A 15,196-nucleotide genomic window follows, 5' to 3' on the forward strand; every position below is an offset into this window, starting at 1 on the left:
TTAAAGGTAATCATTTGAAGTTGCTACAAGTTTACCACGGGAGGCCTAAAAAGTCAAACCGCGGCTCACTTCGCCTTATTGCCAAAGTGTTTGACCAGATAGGTAATGGTAAAGGCTGTGCGGGGCAAAACATCTTCGTTGAAGTCAAAATCACTTTGGTGGTGTCCGGCTTCCAGTTCCGTTCCGTAGAGCATGTAGACAGCTTTTCCGCCGTGGCTTTGTACCCGGCTCATGAAGTAGCAGCAATCTTCACTGCCGCCTACCTGGTCTTCCAATTTGAGTTCCTTGTAAACGTTCAGAGGTTTGATGAGGTCATAGATTTCCTGGCCCATATCGGCGTCGGAGCCGGAGGCAGTGGCGCTGCCCATGGGGAGAATTTCCACCTGGACCCCGTACAGGTCTGCAGCGGCCTTCACCATGCGCTTGGCTTCGCTGGCCATATAATCGTTGATTTTGGCCGTGGAGCCCCGGGTTTCAAATTTGATTCGGGCATTGGCCGGGATTACGTTCCGGCCGGTACCGGCTTCCAGGACCCCCACATTGATGCGGGAGACCCCTTCGCTGTGCCGGGCAATGGTATGGAGGGAAATGGCCGCCTGGGCCGCTGCCAGCAAGGCATTGCGGCCTTTTTCCGGGTCGGCGCCGGCATGGGCGGGAACCCCGGTAAAGACCGCGTCCATTTTATCCGTGGCCAAAAAGCCCGTAGTCATGCAGACCAGGGCGTTGTTCTTTTCAGCTCCCAGGCCGATATGGCCGCTGAGGAAGTAGTCCACATCATCCACGATACCGCTGGCCACCATGCCCTTGGCTCCTACCACCCCTTCTTCACCGGGCTGGAAGCAGATTTTCAAGGTGCCGGCCATTTCGTCCTTGTGGGCTGCCACCAGTTTGGCTACCGCAAGGCCGATGGTGGCGTGACCGTCATGGCCGCAGGCGTGCATCAGGCCGGGGTGCTGGGAAGCAAAGCACTCTGCAGTGGGCCGGTGCTTTTTGTCCGGGTCCTCTGCCACAAAGAGCGAGTCGATATCAAAGCGCAGGGCAACGGTATTACCCGGTTTGGCAAAATGCATGACCCCCACGCAGCCGGTCATGCCGCCTTGCATTTTGGCCACCAGCTCCGGGTCCGCCCCTTCGGCAATGGCCCGTTTGGCGCATTTTTCCAGCTCCGCTTCAGAAGGTACCAGCATTCTCTCGGAAGCTTTCATAATATCTGCTCCCATAAGCACTTCATACCCCAGTTTCTTCAGTTCCGTGGCAATGATGCTGGTGGTGCGAAATTCCGTCCAGGCTGTTTCCGGGTGGGCGTGCAGGTCCCGTCGTCTTTTTACCATTTCCTCCCGCAGTCCCATAGCTTCTTCCAATAATGTCATGATTTTCCCTCCTTTTACTTACGTGCTTCCGGTTTTGTCGCTGGCTTGACATAGACTTCAAAGGTCCTGTGCCAGGGCAAAGTAAAGGTATATGCCTGCCAGACCTGGGGCACAAAGTACTTTTTCCCAGCTTCTGGCATGGCTTTGGCAATAAACTGCTGTGCTTCCAGGGTTTCCTGGTCCGTCAGGGCCCCATCCGGGTACCCTTTGGGGTAGATCAGCTGCTGGCGCACTTCCTGGCGCACCTTGCTTTGGTACAGCCAGTCGTCCAGGTAGCGGACCGTGAGCAGGTCCTTCCGGTTCTGGTCGGACAGGCGCTTGCGGAGCAGCCCCTGCCCCAGGGCATAGCCCAGGGAGTTGCCGGCCGTATTCCAGCCGGCGTAGGAGCCCAGCTCCCAGCCCAGGGGTGTTTTGCCCTGGCGGGCGGTAAGCAGATGCTTTACCAGGCCATTGCTGCCCCCGTTGCTGACGTTAATGTCCGCCAGGCCCACGTTCCGGCCTGCGTCCACGTACCGTCTGGTTTTCGCCAAAAAACTTTCCTGCCGGTCATCCAAACGACTGGTGTTGGCGTCCGTATCGGCCCCGGCGGTAATGCCGTTGACCGGGGTGTAAATCCCCAGCACCAGGTCCGCATTCTTATCCAGCAGGGCCGGGTACCCACCGGCAGCCAGCACGTGCTGGCGATAGCTCTGGCGGATGGTGCCGTCCTCGTAGCTGGGCACGGTCCTGCCGCCGGTGCCGCCGGTATAGTAGGCGTACACCAGGGGGGTAACCCCCTTGCTCCGGTTCACTGCCCGGTTCAGCATCAGCATCCCAAGTTCATCGGTTCCGGAGAAGGAGCGCAGCTTATAGGAAGGTACATCTCCCGTGGTCAGGAAAAAGGCCCTGGCGTCCCGGTGGGCTTCCGAAAAAGGCGCCGAATCGTCCCGGCCAATGACCAGGTAATCCAGCCGGCCTTCCGGAATCCCCTGGGCCAGCTGCTCCAGCACCCGCAGGTTCTTGCTTCTGCGGGAAAGAACGTCCGTCTGAACCTCCTGGGGCAGGCTCTTTTCCAACTGTTCCAGCTCCTGGGTTTCCTTTTTGTTCAGCAGCTGCAATTCCTGCCGGTCCCGGAGTTCCCCCCAGCGAAAAATCTGGGGCCCATACTGGGCGTAGTAGGCCGGTTCGGCCGGCGCTGCACTGTAGCGGGGAGACCGCATAATGGTTGCAAAAGCATAGACCGGAACCAAGGGAAATTTCTTTTTCAGGTTCAAAAGGCTTTGGGTCCGTTTGGCCAGAACCCCCGCCGGCAGCTCATGGGTCCTGGACCCGGTAAGGCCCCCATAAATCAGGGTATCTGCCGAAACCACGGTCCCTATGGACCCGGGAATTTCCTGCTCCAGCCATTTTTCCAGCTGTTCCGGTTTCCCCTGCTGCCGGTCCGAGGCCAAAAGCTCTGCAGGAGGCGTTACCACCTGATACCCTGCTTTGCGGAAACTGTCCGCTGTATAGGCCAGGGAAACGGGCCGGTTGTCCAAGGGGACAAACACCAGCTTTTCCCCAGCGCTCACTGCCCCGGGCAGGGACAGCAGGCCGGCCGTACAGATTCCGAGAATTTTCTTCCAATGCACAACAAAACCACCTTTCTGCGCATGCACGCATTATACCATAAAACCCGCTTATTGTGAATATTAATTCACTATATCGGTATATTTTTACGTAATTATACAATTTACTCCGGCAGCAGCTGATCCAGGTAGGATTCCAGGGAATCGGTAATCACCTGTTCCCAGACCCCTTTGCCCCGCAGTTTTTCCGCCAGTTTGTATGAAGGCACCTGGGTGCCGAATTGTTTGTTGAACAACCGGGTCATTTCTTCCAGGCTCTTTTTGCCGTACCGGTCCGCCAGCCACAGGCAGATTTTTCTCAGATTGAGAGTCTGGTTTTCCCGGCTGAGCACCAGGCCGCCGGTAACCACCAGGGAGGAAACCCCAGCCTGCTGCCGCAGCAGGGCCGTGTACAGCCATTTTTTCCCCTGGATTTTCCGGACCAAAGGGTAGTCCCGGATTTGGGACCACAGGCTGTAGCCATTGAAATAGGGTTCCCGGCACTGGCTGTTTACCCATTTCTGGAAGGCCTTGATTTCCTGGCGGCTAATGCCGTACTTGCGTTCCACCTGGGCAGCCGGTTCCAGGACCTTGGGCCGGGTTTCGATGTATTCCAGTTTGTTCCGCTTATGGTTCAGGGCGGACTGGAAGGTGGGCAGGGAAGTAAGCCGGGGATCCAGCTGACTGAGCTGTACCACCTTGCCGTTAAAGATTTCCTGGTCGAAAAACCGCAGGGCTGTACCGTATTCGCTTTTGTAGGCGTAGCCGGTCTGGAAAGCGTAGCCAATCCGCTGAAAGGCTGCCCGGTTTAAGGCATCCGGGGACGAATGGATGCAGACCGCGGCAAACACCCGCTTCAAATCATCCCAGAACCAGAACTTTTTCTGGCCCAGGGCATGGAGAAAGGGCTCCCGGTCCCGGGGGTCCAGGGTGGGCACTTCCAGGGTATATTCCCCGTGGGCATAATAGGGCAGCAGAGGCCGGTTCAGTTCCCCGTTCCCCTGGGCCGTTTCCTTCTTGACCCCATAGCGCTCCTCGTAGGCCTGGTAAAAGTCGTGGTAGCTTACCGGGGAAAGTTCCTTTAGCAGGTCCAGGGCCTGCTGGTCCTCCCGGCCGTCCCCAATGACCACCACCGGCACCCGGCGAAATACCACGGAAAGGCCGCCTGGGGCAGCTTGGGGCTGGGACGTCTTTAGGGCATAGAACAGCTCGTAGCCATCCCGCAGGTCCAGGGCTTCCATCAGGTCCGGATAATCCCGGTAGATGAGCTCTGTGGAAATCACCTTGTCCTTGTACCGCTGGAAGTCGATTTCCTCCCACAGCCGCTCCCCGTCCGCTTCGCAGTACCGCACCCGGCTGTTCTGGTCCCACACCACATGGGAAGAATTGCGCAGGGTATTGGTCAGGGTATGGATGTTCAGGTGGAGCCGCTCCTTGGGGTAGCCGTTGTCCTTCAGGTACCGGTTGTAGGCCTGGGCCAGTTCTTCCATGGTCAGGGCATTTTCACTGTTGCTGAGCAGCACCCGGTAAGCCAGGGCCGTCCGGGTAATGCTCTGCTTGTCCTTGGCCACCAGGCAGCGCACCAGCTGGCCTCTGAAAACATCCTGGTAGGCCTCGATATTTTCCCGGTTTACCTTGTGGGTCCCCCGCTCCCACCGAAGGGCCAGGAACTCGTAGCCCTGGCCGCCGCACTGGGGAAAGGCCTGACAGAATTCTTCCTTGGTAAATTTGAAATAGGTAAAGGGCCGTTCATAGTAGTCTTCGTACAGGGGCGGGAATTTGCGAGCCATTTTGGAAGTAATCTGCCGCACCCGCTCCCGGCTTACGGAAAACCGGTTGCCGATGGCCTGGAGGGTTTCTCCCTGGAGCCGCAGCCGCAGCATGGACAGCACCCGGGCATCCCACTCCTTGGCATGCCGCCGCAGGTACCGGCTGAGATTGGGCCGGGGAAAATAGCAGGCGTTCCCCAAAAGGGCTCCCACGTGGCGGCGCAGAAATACCTGAAACAGCACGTCCCCGGCAATGGGCAGGTCCAGCTGATCCAGTTCTTTTTTCAGTTCTTCCGTTTTGAGAATCCCTTCCGGTGCCAGCTGGAAAAACAGTTTTCTGAGCGCCGGTGCCAAAACGGGCATGGACAGCAGATCCATTTGGAGCTGCCGGGGCAGCTGGTCCCCATAATACACCAAAGCTTCGGTTAGGCCGGCCTTGTCCGCCGCCTCCTTTAACTGGTGCCAGGACACCCACTGGAGGGGTCTCAGGTTCTGGGCCAGGTTCTGAAAATAGCTCCGGCAGGCTTCAGAAATCTCCCCCTCCCCTGGCAGCTCCTCCTCGGCAGCAGCCGCGGGTACCAGGTTCTTGGCAAGCCACTGGCCCAGCACGGTCTGGAGCTCCACCAGGGATTTATGACCAAAGCCGGTCCATTTTTCCATTTCTTCGACAGTCAGCACCGCCACCTGGTCCAGGGTCACCAGTTCCCGATGAATCAGGGCGTGGTAGGGCCGGGCCGAGAGCCCCAGCTCCCCAATGGAGTGCCGGGAAAGTTCGGACAACTGATCCTGGGAAAATTGCCTGGGAACAGCCCCGGGAGCCCTGCCTTTTTGTTCCAGGGCTGCCAAATCAATTTTACCCGACAGAATATCCTGCCGGATGCGTTCAATTTCTTCCAGGGTTTTACGGCCGGCATTCTTTTGAACCGCAATCCTTTTAGAGGGTGTGGCCAATAATTGCTCCACGGTGCCAATCCCCATGCCTTTCAGCACATGGGAGGCACGGACGGAAAATGTCAATACTGCAAGAGGAGTGTCTGCCATCTGTCTCACCAGCTTTTTTCCAGGATTTTAGGAAGGGAAAGGTTCCCCTCCCTAAGCTATAGCTTGCTTATAAAGGTTTTCAGGTAAGTGCTCGGAACAAGAATTCCTATGTACTTCTGCCTGTACTTTTTCAATCTATAGTGTACCATATTCGCCGGGATTATAGCAAAATTTCTTTATTTTGTACTACTTGTTTTTCCTGTATGTAAAATTTCCGTAAAGTATTCTTTTCCCAAAGAAATTTTATGGCTCATCACGGAAAATTGGGGGATACGAAATCTAAGACAGAATTTAAAAACTGAAAAAAGGTATTGAAAAAGAGCACGGGATGCTCCATTCTAAGTAATAGCGACAAAACTACGAAAGGAATGATCCACGTGCTCTCAACCTCAAGTATAGCAAATTTATGCAAAAACATACAGGACAATTTTAATATTCCTACGAGTATTGCTTCTCTTTTTGAAGAGATCATAGATGTAAATAGTACCCGGCCTACAGCCGACGTTGTATGCCCTTGCTGCGGCGGTAAGGTCCATGTCCATGACAACCCTGTAACTACACTTAAAGACATGCCCTGGATACCCGGAAAGCCACGGATTCTTCGTGTGAGATTCCACCGCTACCGGTGCCAAAAATGCGGGCATACCTTCAATGAAAACATAACCTTTAAGTATCCTGGAACCAGAGTCACTTCTCGTGCCGCTTTATGGATCAAGATTTTGCTTATGCATCAAATGACGATTAAAGCAGTCAGCGATTTGACCGGTATCCATTGGGGAACAGTTTCTAAAATCCATAAGGAAATTATGGACGAGGCTCTCAAAACGCGAAGCGAGGAACTTCGCAAAAGTGGCTACCGTCCTAAGCATCTTGCCGTTGATGAGTTTGCAATGCACAAAGGCCATACTTACGCAACCTGTGTTATGGACCTTGATATGGGGGACATCCTCTGGGTTGGTGCGGGACGCTCTATAGCTGCCTTTACAAAGTTTTTTGAAGAGACAGACCTGGAGTATTTGTCTGAAGTAGAAGCTGTCGCAATGGACATGAACGCATCGTTCAACACCCTGGTAGAAAAGTATCTGCCTCATGCGGCAATAGTATACGACCGCTACCATATGCAAGCCCAGTATGGACGAGATGTGCTGGGAGCCGTAAGGCTGGAGGAAGCAAGACAGCACAAAGAGAAAGCCGATAACCTAAAGCTTGGGATTACAGAGAATATTGCTGAAGAGCAGGCAACAAAAGCAGAGGATTCAATTAAAGAGGAGAATCGGCTTTACAAGGAAGTAAAACAAGCTCGCTGGACGCTGCTTTGCAAGGAAGAAACACTAAGCGATAAAAAGGCAGAAAATCTCAAGGAAATCCTTAAAAAACATGAAAATTTGACAGTTTGCCATACAATGAAAGAGGAACTAAGTGATCTATTCGAGCTTAGAAACCCCGATTTAGCTGCCGTAGAATGGGAAAAATGGTTTAAAGGAGCCGAGGAGAGCAACATACCGCAGCTGCAAAAGTTTGCCCGCTTAAAGCGAAAACGCAAAGAGGGTTTGATTGCTCACTCAGCCCATCCGATTACCACAGGAAAGCTTGAAGGCTTCAATAACAAGATTAAGGTTGCAAAACGAATAGGGTATGGATACAAAAATGATGAATATTTTTTCACTCTGATTCGATATTCAGCATTACCATCTATACGAAACGGCACTGTCTAGAGATTGCGACAGTGGGATGTTGCTAGACATAAAAGAAGGATGGCAGAAATCTGCCATCCCACAATAAAACGTGAAGAGCCAATTTTATAAGGGCTGTGATTTCCCAGAGAATGCAAAATGAGACTGTACACAAGCGTACACAGTCTCAAAATTTTATTTCTTGTCTTCTTCTTTTTTCACCACAGTGCTGCGGATATGCAGTTCACGCATCTGCTTATCTTCAACTACGTTAGGTGCCTGACACATCAGGTCCATAGCGCTCTGGGTCTTGGGGAAGGCGATAACGTCACGAATGGACGGGCGTTTGGCCATCAGCATCACCAGCCGGTCCAGACCGAAGGCCAGACCACCATGGGGAGGTGCACCATATTCAAAGGCCGTCATCAGGAAGCCAAATTTTTCACGGGCTTGTTCGTCCGTCAGGCCGATGGCTTCAAAGACCTTCTTCTGTACATCTTCTCTGTGGATACGGATGGAACCGCCGCCGATTTCCACGCCGTTCAGGACCATATCGTAGGCCTTGGCATACACGTGGGCAGGATCGGTAAGCAACTTATCCAGGTCTTCATCGCAGGGAGCGGTGAACGGATGGTGCATAGCCACATAGCGATGTTCTTCTTCGCTGTATTCGAACATGGGGAACTTCACAACCCAGGTAAAGGCCAGCTTGTTGGGATCAATCAGGCCGCGTCTCTTGGCCATTTCGATACGCAGGGCACCCAGGGCAGCAGCAACCACCAGCGGTTTCCGGTCAGCCACAAACAGCAGCACGTCGCCGTTTTCTGCTTTGCCGGCTTCCAGGATTTTCTTCATTTCTTCGTCGGAGAAGAATTTGGCAATAGGAGACTTGATGGAACCATCTTCGTTGACGATAATCCAAGCCAGGCCCTTGGCACCGTAAATGCCTACGAAGTCTACCAGACCATCCAGTTCACGTCTGGGAATGGCGCTGTAGCCTTTGACGTTGATGGCTTTTACCAGGCCGCCCTTTTCCAGGATATCCTTGAAGACCTTAAAGCTGGTGCCTTCCAGGGCAGGGTTCATGTTTACCAGAGGCATATCAAAACGCAGGTCCGGCTTATCGCTGCCGTACTTGTCCATGGCATCGTCCCAGGTCATCCGGCCAAAGGGAACCTTCAGGTCTACGTTCAGGGTTTCCTTGAAGACATAGGCAATCAGGTTTTCCGTCAGGGTCATAATGTCGTCTTCATCAATGAAGGACATTTCCATATCCAGCTGGGTAAATTCCGGCTGGCGGTCAGCACGCAGGTCTTCATCCCGGAAGCAGCGGGCAATCTGGAAATACCGTTCCATGCCGGCAATCATCAGAATCTGTTTGAACAGCTGAGGGGACTGGGGCAGAGCGTAGAATTTGCCAGGGTTAACACGGCTGGGCACCAGGTAATCCCGGGCGCCTTCCGGCGTGCTCTTGGTCAGCATAGGAGTTTCGATTTCCAGGAAATCACGGTTATCCAGGAAATCCCGGACAGCCTTGGTCACTTTGTGGCGCAGGATCAGGTTCTTCTGCATTTCCGGTCTGCGCAGGTCCAGATAGCGGTAGCGCAGCCGTACGTTTTCGTCCACGTCCACCCCATCCTGGATGTAGAAAGGAGGAGTCTTGGAAGGGTTCAATACTTCCAGATCTTTGACCACTACTTCTACTTCGCCGGTGGGCAGGTTGGCATTGACGGTTTCGGCGGAACGTTCCCGTACTACGCCGGTAACCTGCAGCACGTATTCGCTGCGGACGGCTTCAGCAGCATGGAAGTCCTTTTCGTCATGGGCCGGGTCAATGATGACCTGGACCAGACCGTACCGATCCCGCAAATCAATGAAGATAATGCCGCCGTGGTCACGGCGTTTGCTTACCCAGCCGCACAACGTTACCTGTTTGCCGGCATCTGTTTTTCTCAAGTCACCACAATGATGGCTGCGTTTTGTACTCATTCGTTTACACCTCTGGTTTATTTAAAAAATGTTTCAAGCTCAGACATTTTGACTTCGGTCTGGCTGCTGTCTGCCATGTTGCGGACAGTCACAGCACCCCGGCTCCGTTCGTCTTCCCCAAAGATCAGGGCAAATTTGGCCTGATCCCGGTTGGCCTGCTTCATCTGGGCTTTCAGGCTGCGTTCTACCAGGTTCATGTCACAGGACAGGCCTTGAGCCCGCAGCTGTTGCATTACCCGGAAGGCATCGGCTACGCCGCCTTCATCAGGAATAACGGCAAATACGTCGATGGATTCTTTGCCCACCGGCAGCAGGTTCTGTTTTTCCAGGGCCAGGAGGATTCTCTCCAGACCCATGGCAAAGCCTACGCCCGGAGTGGACGGACCGCCCAGTTCTTCTACCAGGCCGTCATACCGGCCGCCGCCGCCCACAGCACTTTGGGCACCCAGCGGGGAATATTGGATTTCGAAAGCAGTCTTGGTGTAGTAGTCCAGGCCGCGCACCAGGTTGCTGTCCACTTCGTAGTCCACACCGGCTTCGGTCAGGAGCTTCTTGACCATTTCGAAATGCTCTTTGCATTCGTCGCACAGGTGGTCGGTAATTTTGGGAGCGCCTGCCATAAACGGTTTGGCTGCATCTTCCTTGCAGTCCAAAATCCGCAGGGGGCTTCTGTCAAAGCGGTGCTGGCAGTCCTCGCACAATTCGTCCAGATGCGGACGGAAGTAGTCCTGCAGCAATTGTCTGTGCTGAGGGCGGCACTTGGGGCAGCCCACGGAGTTGATTTTCAGTTTCAGATCCTTCAGGCCGAAGCGCTGCAGCACGGTCAGGGCCAGCAGAATCACTTCTGCGTCCACCACCGGGGACTGGGAGCCCAGGGCTTCTACCCCAAACTGGTGGAATTGTCTCATCCGGCCAGCCTGAGGACGGTCATACCGGAACATGGGTCCAATGTAATAGACCTTTAACGGCATGGGTTCCGCATACAATTTGTTTTCTACAAAAGAACGGACCACGGAGGCCGTGTTTTCCGGGCGCAGCGTCAGGCTGCGGCCGCTCCGGTCGCTGAACGTGTACATTTCCTTATCCACTACGTCCGTGCCGTCGCCAATGCCTCTTTGGAAGAGTTCCGTATGTTCAAAAATCGGGGTTCTGATTTCTTGGTAGTTGAATTCCCGGCAAACTTCCCGGATAATCTGTTCTGCATACCGCCAGCCATTGATTGTGCCTGGCAAAATATCCTTGGTACCACGCGGTGCACCTGTTAACATAAAAATCCCTCCGTCCACACATTGTTTGAACTTTATAAGTGTAACACAATTTCGACCAATTTTTCAACGGCATGGGGCTAATTCTGTACTTTTATCCCTGTTTTGTTTCTGAGGGAAGTGCTGTCCCGGCCTTTTTTTCCCCTGCATGCCAGAAATACTGGTACAGTACCTTGATGATGGTCAGCACCGGCACGGCAAAAATCAAGCCGGCCACGCCGCCCAGCTGGCCGCCTACCATGACAGCCAGGATAATCAGTACAGGGTGCAGGGTAATACTGTGCCCCATCATGTTGGGCATGATAATCTGGGCATCTACCTGATAATAAACCAAATATAAGATCAATACTTTAAGGGCCAGCTGGGGATTCTGCAGCAGGGCGATAAACACCGCCGAAACTGTTCCCACCACGGACCCTACCAAGGGAATCATTTCTGTAATCATGGCCAGAAAGCCCAATACCAGGGTGTACTGGACACCCAGGATATAGTTGCCCACGGTCAGGCAGCCTGCTGCCACAAAGCACAGCTTGAACATATTGTCCACGTAGGCGCAGAGCATTTTGCCAATGTCCGAGAATACCTGGTCCGCCAGTGCCTGCTGGTCGTAGGAGAAAATCCGTACCACCATGCCCTTTAAGGTCCGCCAGTCCTTCAGGAAATAGAAGGACAGGAACGGCACCAGTACCAGGCTGACCAGGCTTTTGGCCATCTTGAAGGTGGAATTGAGCATATCCCGCAGCACGGCCATCAGGTTGGTGCTCAAGGTGCTGGTAGCCTGCTGCAGCATGTCCCGCACATTGGGCGGCAGCTGCTGGGCTCCGGACCCCAGAAACAGGGTAATGCTTTCGTTGGCCCGGGAGGCCAGAAAAGGCATGGCCTTAATCAGGGTGTTCACCTGATTGACCAGGGGCACAATCAGCACCAGGGAGGCCAGGTACAGAAACAGCCCAAACACCAGAAAGGCAATCAGCACCGAAAGGGTGTTGGGCAGGTGCCTGCCCAGGATTTCCGTGTTTTCCAGTCGGTTCACAATGGGATACAAAAGAAAGCTCAAGGCGATGGCTAGAAATACCGGAAGAAAGATACTGGCCGCCAGATAAAAGGCCAAAAAGGCCAGGACCGCAATCAGCAGCTTGCTGATCAGTCCCCGGGGTTTTCTTCCAGAACTCATCATGGAATTCATGCTCCTTTTTTATTGGAGGAACGGATTTCTGCGTCTTTCCCAGCCCACCGTCGTGCCAGGTCCGTGACCCGGCAGCAGCTTGGTGTCATCGGGCAGGGTCAGCAGCTTGGTATGGATGGAATTCAGCAGGGCATCGTAGGAACCCCCGGGCAGGTCCGTCCGGCCGATGGATTCCAGGAAGATGGTGTCCCCTACAAAGGCCACCCCGTCCGTAATGATGCAGACACCGCCCCGGGTATGGCCCGGCGTGGCCACAATCCGGAAATCCAGCCCGGCCACAGTGAGTTTTTCCTCGTCCTTAAAATAATAATCCGGGGGATCAAAGCTTTTGTTCCGGTCCGTGGAATAGGACAGGCTGCTGTTCCAGACCCTGAGCATGGGCGCATCGGCCTCGCTCATGTACACCGGAGCGCCCGTGGCTTTTTTCACTTCATCCAGGGCCGATACGTGGTCGCCGTGACCATGGGTAATGAAAATGGCTGCAATCTTGGTGATTTCCGCCTTTTTCACCGCTTCCATAATCCGGTCGCCTTCATCACCGGGATCCACAATAATGCCTTCGTTGTTTTCGTCGTTTTTGATAATATAGCAGTTTTCCTGGATGGGGCCCACCACTACGCGATAAATCTTCATCGGTTCCTCCTAAAACGTTTTACGGCTGTCCAGCAGCAGGGTAACCGGGCCGTCATTTACCAGCTCCACCTGCATATGGGCTTGGAACTGGCCGGTAGCCACCGTTACTCCCTGGCTGCGGATCAGCTCCGCTGTCTTTTCGTATAATTCCCTGGCTGCGTCCGGAAGCGCTGCCTGGGTAAAGGAAGGGCGTCTTCCGTGGCGCACATCTCCCAAAAGGGTGAATTGGCTCACCAACAGGAGGCTTCCTCCCGATTGCAGCAGGGATAGATTCATTTTATCATTTTCGTCTTCAAAAATCCTTAGTCCGGTGATTTTTTCTGCCAAATAGGCGGCATCTTTTTCGGTGTCTTCCTTTTCCACACCCAAAAGTACCATCAGGCCCGGTCCAATGGCGCTGATTTCCCGGCCTTCCACGGTAACGGACGCTCTTGTCACCCGCTGTACTACGGCTCTCATCCTACACCCCCGAAATTTTCCGCTCTACCCGAATAACGCCTTTAATCCGACGCAGCCGGCCAATCACGTAGTTGAGCTGTTCCAGACTGGTAATGTCCAGGCCCATATCCACATAGGCCGTACGGTTGGCGTCCGTATGGGCATTCAGGGAGTTGATGTTCACCTTGGTTTCGCTGGTGACCGTCATAATATTGGCCATCACCCCGGTCTGGTCCATGCAGGTCAGCCGCAGCACCACCTTGTAGGTCACATCGGTAGCCACGTTCCAGGACACTTCAATCATCCGGTCCGCGTCTTCCTTATTGGCCAGCACGTTGGGGCAGTCGGCCCGATGGACGGAAACCCCGTGGCCCCGGGTAATGTAGCCCACAATGGCGTCCCCAGGAATGGGGTTGCAGCACTTGGCCAGCTTGACCATAATGTCGTCTTCCCCTTTGACCAGGATGCCGTGGCTGCCCTTATGGGCCTTGATGGTCCGGGGCTTCAATTCGTTCAGCAGCTGGGACAGGTTCTTGGTGGTGTTCTGGCGCTGGGCCTTCTTGTAGATTTCCACCAGCTTGACCATGACGTTGTTTACCGTAAGGCCGCCGTAGCCCAGGGCTGCCAGCAGGTTTTCCTCACTGCCGTCCATATGGCTCCGGGCCGCTACTTCCTTGAGATTTTCGGAAGTCAGCATGGTATTCACGTCGTAGCCCAGGCGCCGGCATTCCCGTTCCAGCATTTCCCGGCCAGTAGCGATGTTTTCTTCCCGTCTTTCCTTTTTGAAGAACTGTTTGATCTTGTTCTTGGTCTGGCTGGAACCTACAAAGTTCAGCCAGTCCCGGCTGGGTCCCGGAGACTGCTTGGAGGTGATAATCTCCACAATATCCCCGTTTTTCAGCTTGTAGTCCAGGGGCACGATTTTTCCGTTGACCTTGGCCCCTACGCAGCTGTTGCCCACCCCGGTATGCACCCGGTAGGCAAAGTCGATGGGCACGGAGCCTTCCGGCAGGTCCAGCACGTCCCCCTGGGGCGTAAACACAAACACCTCATCGGAGAACACGTCCATTTTTACCGTGTTCACAAATTCATGGGGATCCCGCATATCCTTATGCCAATCCAGCAGCTGGCGCAGCCAGGCCATTTTGGCATCGGTACTCTTGTCGGAAGAGCTGGGCATTTTGGAGCCCCCGGATTCCTTGTAGCGCCAGTGGGCTGCCACGCCGTATTCGGAAATCTTGTGCATCTCAAAGGTGCGGATCTGGATTTCCAGGGGCTGGCCGCTGGTGGCCACCACCGTGGTGTGCAGGGACTGGTAGCCGTTGGATTTGGGCACGGCGATGTAGTCCTTGAACCGGCCGGGAATGGGTTTCCATTTGCCATGGACAATCCCCAGAACCCCGTAGCAGTCCTTTACCGTATCCACCAGCACCCGGACGGCCAAAAGGTCGTAGATTTCGTTGATGGTCTTGTTGTCCCGCTGCATCTTTTTGTAGATGCTGTAGAAGCTCTTAGGACGGCCCTGGATTTCGCAGTTGATGCCGGCTTCGCCGCACAGCTTCTTTAACTCGTCCATGGCCTCCTGGACCATGGCTTCCCGCTCATGGCGCTTTACCTTTACCTGTTCCACCAGCTCGTAGTAATGCTGGGGTTCCATGTAGCGGAAGGCCAAATCCTCCAGTTCCCACTTGATGGCATAAATGCCCAGCCGGTGGGCCAAAGGAGCGTAGATTTCCAGGGTTTCACTGGAAATCCGTTTTTGTTTATTGGGCGGCATATACTTCATGGTCCGCATATTGTGCAGCCGGTCTGCCAGTTTGATGAGCACTACCCGGATATCCTTGGCCATGGCCAAAAACATTTTCCGGTAGTTCTCCACCTGCTGTTCTTCCCGGGAGATATACTCAATCCGGCCCAATTTGGTTACGCCGTCCACCAGCATGGCCACTTCCAGGCCAAAAATGTCCTGAAGCTGTTCCATGGTCACATCCGTATCTTCCACCACATCATGGAGAAAAGCGGCTGCCAGGGTAACATCGTCCATCTGGAGCTGGGCCAGAATGGTGGCCACTCCCAGGGGATGGATAATGTACGGTTCTCCGGAGGCTCTTTTTTGCTTGGCGTGGGCTTCTGCTGCAAAGTTATAGGCTTCCCGGACAAATTCCACCTGTCTGGGAGTCAAATATTTTCCGATCATAGCATAAAATTCTTCCGCACTGACCGGCTTATCATCTAATTGTTCCACA

Annotated in this window: 10 protein-coding genes; 1 reads left to right on the forward strand and 9 read right to left on the reverse strand. The window is 54.1% G+C overall.

Going from position 1 to position 15,196, the window contains the following annotated elements:
* Positions 1-65: 65 nt before the first annotated feature.
* The 3 genes from LKE88_RS04630 to LKE88_RS04640 all read right to left on the reverse strand — a co-directional run bounded on the left by LKE88_RS04630 (position 66) and on the right by LKE88_RS04640 (position 5,766).
* On the reverse strand, positions 66-1,370 hold the full coding sequence (locus tag LKE88_RS04630) for an amidohydrolase (RefSeq protein WP_105327219.1): 1,305 nt from the start codon (positions 1,368-1,370) through the stop codon (positions 66-68).
* Between the two features lie 14 nt (positions 1,371-1,384).
* A complete protein-coding gene (locus tag LKE88_RS04635) occupies positions 1,385-2,980 on the reverse strand; it encodes a DUF4127 family protein (protein ID WP_105327218.1) in 1,596 nt (531 codons plus the stop codon).
* A 101-nt stretch (positions 2,981-3,081) separates the two neighbouring features.
* Complete coding sequence (locus tag LKE88_RS04640) at positions 3,082-5,766, reverse strand: DNA-directed RNA polymerase subunit alpha C-terminal domain-containing protein (RefSeq protein WP_105327217.1); 2,685 nt, start codon at positions 5,764-5,766, stop codon at positions 3,082-3,084.
* A gap of 368 nt (positions 5,767-6,134) precedes the next feature.
* Here LKE88_RS04640 and LKE88_RS04645 point away from each other — a divergent pair, with 368 nt between their 5' ends.
* Complete coding sequence (locus tag LKE88_RS04645; protein WP_146109029.1) at positions 6,135-7,481, forward strand: ISL3 family transposase; 1,347 nt, start codon at positions 6,135-6,137, stop codon at positions 7,479-7,481.
* A gap of 153 nt (positions 7,482-7,634) precedes the next feature.
* Here LKE88_RS04645 and aspS read toward each other — a convergent pair whose 3' ends face one another.
* The 6 genes from aspS to LKE88_RS04675 form a co-directional block, all read right to left on the reverse strand.
* Positions 7,635-9,428, reverse strand: a complete 1,794-nt coding sequence (gene aspS, locus LKE88_RS04650) for an aspartate--tRNA ligase (protein ID WP_105327214.1) — start codon at positions 9,426-9,428, stop codon at positions 7,635-7,637.
* 17 nt (positions 9,429-9,445) lie between these two features.
* On the reverse strand, positions 9,446-10,696 hold the full coding sequence (gene hisS, locus LKE88_RS04655; RefSeq protein WP_105327213.1) for a histidine--tRNA ligase: 1,251 nt from the start codon (positions 10,694-10,696) through the stop codon (positions 9,446-9,448).
* A 91-nt stretch (positions 10,697-10,787) separates the two neighbouring features.
* Positions 10,788-11,870, reverse strand: coding sequence for an AI-2E family transporter (locus LKE88_RS04660; protein ID WP_105327212.1), 1,083 nt, complete (start codon positions 11,868-11,870; stop codon positions 10,788-10,790).
* 18 nt (positions 11,871-11,888) lie between these two features.
* Complete coding sequence (locus LKE88_RS04665) at positions 11,889-12,512, reverse strand: MBL fold metallo-hydrolase (RefSeq protein ID WP_105327211.1); 624 nt, start codon at positions 12,510-12,512, stop codon at positions 11,889-11,891.
* A gap of 9 nt (positions 12,513-12,521) precedes the next feature.
* Positions 12,522-12,971 (reverse strand): D-aminoacyl-tRNA deacylase, encoded by a 450-nt coding sequence (dtd, locus tag LKE88_RS04670; protein WP_105327210.1) that lies wholly within the window; start codon positions 12,969-12,971, stop codon positions 12,522-12,524.
* A 1-nt stretch (position 12,972) separates the two neighbouring features.
* Positions 12,973-15,195: a RelA/SpoT family protein gene (locus tag LKE88_RS04675; protein WP_118286852.1), complete on the reverse strand. Its 2,223-nt coding sequence runs from the start codon at positions 15,193-15,195 to the stop codon at positions 12,973-12,975.
* Between the last annotated feature and the right edge of the window lies 1 nt (position 15,196).

The sequence above is a fragment of the Acidaminococcus hominis genome (assembly GCF_022484025.1).
Lineage (GTDB): Bacteria > Bacillota > Negativicutes > Acidaminococcales > Acidaminococcaceae > Acidaminococcus > Acidaminococcus hominis.

Excerpts from the sequence above, each read along its gene's own strand:
- LKE88_RS04660 (WP_105327212.1), bottom strand. The coding sequence starts at position 11,870 with ATGATGAGTTCTGGAAGAAAACCCCGGGGACTGATCAGCAAGCTGCTG.
- LKE88_RS04640 (WP_105327217.1), bottom strand. The coding sequence starts at position 5,766 with ATGGCAGACACTCCTCTTGCAGTATTGACATTTTCCGTCCGTGCCTCC.
- LKE88_RS04630 (WP_105327219.1), bottom strand. The coding sequence starts at position 1,370 with ATGACATTATTGGAAGAAGCTATGGGACTGCGGGAGGAAATGGTAAAA.
- hisS (WP_105327213.1), bottom strand. The coding sequence starts at position 10,696 with ATGTTAACAGGTGCACCGCGTGGTACCAAGGATATTTTGCCAGGCACA.
- LKE88_RS04665 (WP_105327211.1), bottom strand. The coding sequence starts at position 12,512 with ATGAAGATTTATCGCGTAGTGGTGGGCCCCATCCAGGAAAACTGCTAT.
- aspS (WP_105327214.1), bottom strand. The coding sequence starts at position 9,428 with ATGAGTACAAAACGCAGCCATCATTGTGGTGACTTGAGAAAAACAGAT.
- LKE88_RS04645 (WP_146109029.1), top strand. The coding sequence starts at position 6,135 with ATGATCCACGTGCTCTCAACCTCAAGTATAGCAAATTTATGCAAAAAC.
- dtd (WP_105327210.1), bottom strand. The coding sequence starts at position 12,971 with ATGAGAGCCGTAGTACAGCGGGTGACAAGAGCGTCCGTTACCGTGGAA.